We start from the raw sequence: 6,188 nt of genomic DNA on the forward strand, positions 1-6,188 counted from the left end.
ATGGGCCCACACGTTGCTGTTTACGTTAAGATATCCAGGGACCTTCCCCCCAACCAGAGTTTTCGAGGGTGGCACCGACACGAAATCGCGCACGATAAAATAGAGCCGATTCTCTGGGTTACGGGCCGCGCTCACGTCGACGTCGTTGAAGTCCCACGCAAAGAAGGATATATTGCCCTGCGTCACCCGGCTTGCACTGCCCCCGCTCGGTAGTTTGAGATATGATGCGACCTCGTTGTTTGTAGCAATCGTAAGGGTAACGCTTACTCCCCCTACTTCATCTGGACAGAAGGCATTTCGGGTGCCCCGCTCAAAGAGGTAGACCCTGACATTGGCTCTATCGGCCTGGGTCAACGGCACCGGATTGCCTGCCAGGTCGTGCGGCCAGACGATCTCGATTCGGGCATCAATCTCAGGGCGAACCTGTGCCTGCTCAATACGGGCGTCAGGTTGAGGGAAAACCTGCGCATGCGAGGACGGTATCGATGCCACAAGAACGGTGACGATAACTACGAAAAGTTTAACAAGGCGCATAGCCCACCCCCTACGGCTGCCATAGTTTGAAACTCTGATACCAGGGGCGTTGAGCATCCCGGACCGCCACATGGCGATCAAATTTCGGATCAAGGGTGCTCAAGAGCCAGACGGCCACGCCACTAGCTGGCGGCAGATTCCCAGCGCGGCTTTGGGTAATGAACCAGATCAAATCCTGGGGGTAAGTGCCTTCGGATGCTGAGACCGGATTCGCATCATCACAGTCATATTGGAGGTATGTTCCGGCACCACTATCCCGATCTCGATGTTCCCTGTCATCAGGCCACCAGCCGCACTCGGTGATGCGGCTGGGGAAGCCCGCCACATACAAGTCATCTTTGAGCCATTGAGGGAAATAGTTGGCAACGCAGCCCTCGGCGGCATGCCAGGAGAAGAAATAATTATGCCAGGTGAAACGGCCATACAGTTCGATGGATTCCTGAAGATAATTGTAGCCTGGCTGGCCCTCTATCAACCTGTCCCGGGTTTCGCCATTATCACAGTAACGCTCCTTGCCCTCGGCGCCTCTACTCTGGGACATAGGGGGATAGTAGAGCTCTATATCGATTGGTGCTTGACCATTCGCCTTCCTCCTATTAAGCTCATCGAGGATCTCCTTATAGTAGGCATTCATAGCCTTGTAGAAATTAGCCTGGTAACGGTCAGTCCAGCTAATAGTGTTACCTGCCGAGTCGTGGTAAGTGCCAGAGGCGGGCCATTCTAGATTCGGCTCGTTGCCCGGGATGATTCGCCGGAAGTTTGTCCCCCTTGCATTTCGCAGAGCCACGATGTCGTCCACAACCTGAGAAAAGGTCTTCTGGATATAGCTTCCTCCACTGGGTGGCACTGGTCCCGGTCCAGGGTACAACCGGACGAAGAGCTCGGTGCCACGGTTATTGGCATACCAGTTCATGACTGTGGCCATGCTGACGCTGTTGCCGCTCTGCGTCTGGTAGGAGGCATCCAGGTCCTGGTCCTGACTGAGGGCCACCAGCATCCCAAAGGAGGGAACGGCCTCCTCCAAGGCCCAGGCATCCACCTGCCGAAACTGGCTCCCCCCTCCCGCAGGCATATGCATGCCCTTGAGCGTTTTCACGGTCACCGTGGCTGGCGCATCCTCGTACTGGTTCAGCCAGCGGCGCACGTCCAGCAAATCTTGGGCATAGATGGGCTTACCAGGTCCTGGTTCTTGTCCCGGTGTGTCAAGGCCGTAGGCCCGCCAGGGGGTGATCCGCCCCATGCCTTTCTTGTTCCAAAGATCCTGTGTAGCGGCGCGCATCTCCGTGAAGTGCACGGCCTTGACCGGTGTACCAGCCAAAACCGTGGGGTCAGTCCACGGAAAGGATGGCAACCCAGCAGCGCTCCGATTGCTGTTAATGGCATTGATGACCTCCTGGATATCAAAGGCCCTTACGGGGCTGCCAGGGGCGATGGGATTAGTCCACGAGGTGGCCATAGCTCATCCTCCAAGACAGTTTACTGATCTGGAGCCCGATAGACCGGCTACGCCTTATTGATCGTTTGCTGCAGCGAGGCGATAGCAAAACTGGGCTGCTTTCACTTAGTCGTCCTTCACGGTCATCCATCCTCAAACGTACAGGCAGGCCCCGCTACTGTTGATCGCCTCTCGCCCACCCACAGTCACCCGACCGCTTATGCTCAGATCCCCAGCAGCATTCAGCGTCAGCGGGTTGTTGCCCACCCCACCATAAAGGCTCAATAAGTCCTTGTTGAAGACCAGCCGAACGTTGCTGGGCACACCCACATAACTCCCCCAGGTGTCGATGAGCAGATCGCCCGTCAGCGTCAGACGCCCATAGAACTTCCCACCTGTGCTGCTGGTGAATTCCAGCCTGGTGCTGTCGGGCACTCCCACATACTTGGCCCAATTTTGCATCACCAGGTTCCCCGCCACGGTGAGATTGCCCCCAGCATCCACCCAGGCCACCCGCGCCGTGCCAAAGCCATAGACGTTCAAGGGGTCGCTCAGAGCAGGGATGCTCGTCCCCCCATAGCCCACGGCCAGCCTCCCTGAGGTATCAACGACGGCCACGTATGCCCCAGCCCAGATGTACCAGCGGCCACCCGAACGGACCACGTTCTCGATGGCGTTGGGAGAGGAGGGATTAGCTGAGCCATAGATGTTGAGGTGGCTGCCATCTGTCGTAACGCTTCCTAAAAGGGAGAGGTAATCCCCATCGCTATTGCGGGAGAGCACCCGCCCATTCAGGTAGATCTTTCCGCCGACAGTAAGCGTATAGTCATCGCTAATCAGGACATCCTCATTGAAGGTGGCCATCGCTCACGCTCCTTTCATATAAGTGAGGCGAACCGACAAGTCCCTACGGCCGGGCATCCTCTTCTGGGAAGGCATCAAACCTAAGGGCGAGGTAGAAGCGTTCCCCCTCATCGAGGACCTGGAAGTCGCTGAGGTTGGGGATGTAGAGGCGCAGGGCCTCGATGAGCTGGGGCTTGTTGAGGACGACCCCTGAGATGCGCAGGGAGGGTAGCGGCCTTGGCTCGAGGGGTGGATTCATCAGCTGCCTCCACTTCTTGTTATTAACGTTATATCACTGCCCTCCCACTTGTCAAGTACTTGTGCTCGTTTGTATTTAAACTTCAAAAGTGAACTGTTTAAGGCTGAAAAGTGAACCGTTTAAACCTGAAAAGTGAACTCTAAATGGTACGTCCTCCCTGAAAGGAGGAATATATGGATCAGATACATAAACGGTTCACTGGCGAGCAGGTAAAGGTTCTACTGAAAGGATACTGCCAAGGGACATTGGATAGGTCAGCAGTGGAGGGGACCTTGGGGATCAGCAAAACCAGATTCTTTGCTCTCCTAAAGCAATATCGTCATGATCCCGATAAATTTGCTCTTACTTATCAGAGAACCACCCCTACCAGGCTTCCTGCTTCTGCCGAAAGGGAGATTAAGAGCGAGTTAATCTTGGAGAAAGGGTTAATCGAGGAGCCCAGTTTGCCCATCACCACCTACAACTACTCTGCTATTAGGGATCGTTTAATTAAGCATGGAGTCATAGTATCCTTGCCTACCATCATTGATCTAGCTAAAAGCTCAGGTTGCTACCATCTTCATCCAAGAAAGAAGACACACGACCGTGAAGTAGTCACTACCGCTATCGGTGCTTTAATTCAACATGATGCCTCCCATCACTGCTGGTCTCCTTTCACCAAAGAGAGGTGGGTTTTAATTACCTCCCTGGATGATTTTAGCCGGAAGATCCTCTATGCTGACCTATTTGAACAGGAAACAACCTGGGCTCATATCAAAGCCGCTGAAACCTTAATGCTTAGCTACGGAATCCCTCTGCGCTATTATGTTGATTCACTAAGGGTGTTCCGTTTCGTCCAGGGGAGAGACAGTCTTTCAGTAGGGGCGAGGTGACCTCGCCCCTACTGAAGCCGACCCCCAATGGAGGCAGGTAATGAGGATATTAGGGATAGATGTTATCTACGCTCTTTCCCCCCAAGCAAAAGGGAGGGTGGAAAGACCTTATCGTTGGCTGCAGGACAGGATTGTCAGAACCTGTGCTATAGAGAAGCTAACGACCATCGAGGAAGTTCGCCCGGTCTTAAAAGAAGAAGTCGACCGCTACAATAATCATCAGGTTCATTCTACTACTGGGGAGATACCGAGCATTCGCTTTGAGAAAGCCAGGAAGGAGGGAAACAGCCTGTTTAGGCCCTTTGTCTTACCCAAGCCATATACCTCACCTAAAGATGTCTTCTGCCTGCGGGAGAGAAGGATGGTCAATGGCTATCGGAGGATTTATCTATTCAACCATGAGATAGCCGTGCACCAGTGCCCCTCCGGGAGGAGGTTGAGATTCACCTTGTTCCTGAGGTGGAACGAGGCCTAATCGAGGTTCACATATGGTGGGAAAACCGGATGGTACAATCTGTCACTTACCCGCTAAAGGAGTTCCCTAGAGTCCACTTTTGAATCGTTAAGGAGTTCACTTTTCAAACATTCCTAACAGTGGTTTAGCACTCTCTAAAGGCTAAAGGTGTTTATCATCCGTGTTATAATTGGCGCTGTTGTCGCAAAGTGCCCTTGGCCTTGGGAGTACGCTGGTGAACCTTCGGCAAAGCGTCTGGAATCCCATCAGACAGGAAGCAGGATCAATAATACTTGTCTTATTATCTGGGGTCATCCTGGGCTTATTTCTCACCAGATATAGTCTGGAAATCTCCAGGACAGTCCTTCCTTTGTCGTCGGTCATCGCCCTGGCCGTGGGGATATCCATCCTGGGGGGGATAGCGGCCACGCTACTTTGGCTCGGCCAGTCCTGGTTGTTGTCTCATTGCCAGGGACTCTCCTCGTCGGCTGCACGACGTCTTGGAGCAGCCGTTTATCCGTCAACCCTGTTACTCCTGGTTTACATTGTACAACCCTGGCCGGACATATCGCTGGCCTCAACTTTACTTGCCTGGTCTGTTGCCCTGATGCTGTTGCTTCAGTTCGATCTTATTATTCGCCCGTCTTATGGGTCAGCAAGCAGAGCTGCCTCTTCCTGGGGAGGGCGTGTGGGCAAGGCGATAGCTTTGCCGGCCATCCTTTTCGTGCTATCCTTTGCCCTGTACTGGCGGACCTTGGCCCCCTCTGTGTTAGGGGGCGACAGTGGGGAGTTTCAGTTTGTGTCCTACGTCCTAGGCATCGCTCACCCGCCTGGCTACCCTCTTTACACTCTGCTGGGTAAGCTCTTTAGTTTCATCCCTGTCGGCAACGTCGCTTATCGCCTGAACATGATGTCGGCCTTCTTCGCTGCCTCGACCGTCCCGTTCGTATACTTGATTACTCTGAATGTACTACCTGTCGGGTGCTCCAAAGGGGGTGATGGCCCGTTCGCCCTTATTGGACAGTCTCCCTTGTGGCGAGAGATACCCGCGATATTAGCCGCGATGGTCTTTGCGGTCTCAGCTACTTGGTGGTCGCAGGCTACCGTTGCGGCAGTACGCAGTCTGAGCGGGCTTCTGGTGGCCATCGCTGTTTATATGCTTTGTCTATGGTTGAGGAGCAGAGAGTTTCGCTGGCTGGGGGCTTTTGCCTTCGCCTTTGGTCTCGGTCTCACGCACCATATCTCTCTAGGAAGCTTCGCCTTACCCTTCCTGTTCTTCATCCTGCTCGTTGAGCCCAAGCTGTTCCTTGATCCTGGAAAGCTAGGGCGCTTGGCCGCGCTCTTCTTGGCGCCCTTGCTGGTTTATTTATATCTGCCCGTGCGTAGCGCTATGGGAACCCCGTTTGATCCGGCCCACCCTACTACCCTGGGACGGTTCTGGGAGCTCGTCTCAGCGCAGGGCTTTCGGGGCGATATGTTTTATTTCGGTTGGTCGGATTTGCCCCAACGTTTGGACCTCCTTCGTGAGCTACTCCTGGCTCAATACAGTCTACCTGGCCTGGTCCTTGGTCTGCTGGGGATAGCCGTGACCTTGTGCTGGAGACCTCGGCTGATGGTGCTACTGGGGCTAACCTTTCTCTCGAATGTGATCGTTGGGCTTACCTACCGTGCTCCGGTGATCACCGATTATCTTATTCCGTCCTATCTTATCTTCGCCATCTGGATTGGTGTAGCTGGGGGACTCATGCTGAAAATGGTTTATAGAGGTGTAGGGCTGGTGGGTGAGCGATG

7 protein-coding genes are annotated in these 6,188 nt (G+C 54.0%); 3 read left to right on the forward strand and 4 right to left on the reverse strand.

Annotated elements, in window-relative coordinates:
- From M1136_01805 to M1136_01820, 4 genes are all read right to left on the reverse strand, one after another.
- The coding region (locus M1136_01805; protein MCL5074374.1) for a hypothetical protein at nt 1-534 on the reverse strand (534 nt) is incomplete at its 3' end.
- Nucleotides 535-544: 10 nt separating this feature from the next.
- Nucleotides 545-1,990 (reverse strand): hypothetical protein, encoded by a 1,446-nt coding sequence (locus M1136_01810; GenBank protein ID MCL5074375.1) that lies wholly within the window; start codon nt 1,988-1,990, stop codon nt 545-547.
- A 132-nt stretch (nt 1,991-2,122) separates the two neighbouring features.
- Nucleotides 2,123-2,833, reverse strand: coding sequence for a hypothetical protein (locus M1136_01815; GenBank protein MCL5074376.1), 711 nt, complete (start codon nt 2,831-2,833; stop codon nt 2,123-2,125).
- Nucleotides 2,834-2,876: 43 nt separating this feature from the next.
- Nucleotides 2,877-3,071 carry a hypothetical protein gene (locus tag M1136_01820; protein MCL5074377.1) on the reverse strand — a complete coding sequence of 65 codons (195 nt, stop codon included), beginning with the start codon at nt 3,069-3,071 and terminating at the stop codon, nt 2,877-2,879.
- A gap of 173 nt (nt 3,072-3,244) precedes the next feature.
- Here M1136_01820 and M1136_01825 point away from each other — a divergent pair, with 173 nt between their 5' ends.
- From M1136_01825 to M1136_01835, 3 genes are all read left to right on the forward strand, one after another.
- Entirely contained in the window at nt 3,245-3,943 is a 699-nt protein-coding gene (locus tag M1136_01825; GenBank protein MCL5074378.1) for a hypothetical protein, read from the forward strand.
- A 40-nt stretch (nt 3,944-3,983) separates the two neighbouring features.
- The gene (locus M1136_01830) at nt 3,984-4,418 is read left to right on the forward strand and encodes a hypothetical protein (GenBank protein MCL5074379.1); all 435 of its coding nucleotides are present in this window, start codon (nt 3,984-3,986) and stop codon (nt 4,416-4,418) included.
- Between the two features lie 214 nt (nt 4,419-4,632).
- The coding region (locus tag M1136_01835) for a DUF2723 domain-containing protein (GenBank protein ID MCL5074380.1) at nt 4,633-6,188 on the forward strand (1,556 nt) is incomplete at its 3' end.

This window comes from Chloroflexota bacterium (genome assembly GCA_023475225.1).
Classification (GTDB): Bacteria; Chloroflexota; UBA6077; order FW602-bin22; family JAMCVK01; genus JAMCVK01.

Coding starts and splice junctions, on each gene's coding strand:
- M1136_01810 (MCL5074375.1), bottom strand. CDS start 1,990: ATGGCCACCTCGTGGACTAATCCCATCGCCCCTGGCAGCCCCGTAAGG.
- M1136_01815 (MCL5074376.1), bottom strand. CDS start 2,833: ATGGCCACCTTCAATGAGGATGTCCTGATTAGCGATGACTATACGCTT.
- M1136_01820 (MCL5074377.1), bottom strand. CDS start 3,071: ATGAATCCACCCCTCGAGCCAAGGCCGCTACCCTCCCTGCGCATCTCA.
- M1136_01825 (MCL5074378.1), top strand. CDS start 3,245: ATGGATCAGATACATAAACGGTTCACTGGCGAGCAGGTAAAGGTTCTA.
- M1136_01830 (MCL5074379.1), top strand. CDS start 3,984: ATGAGGATATTAGGGATAGATGTTATCTACGCTCTTTCCCCCCAAGCA.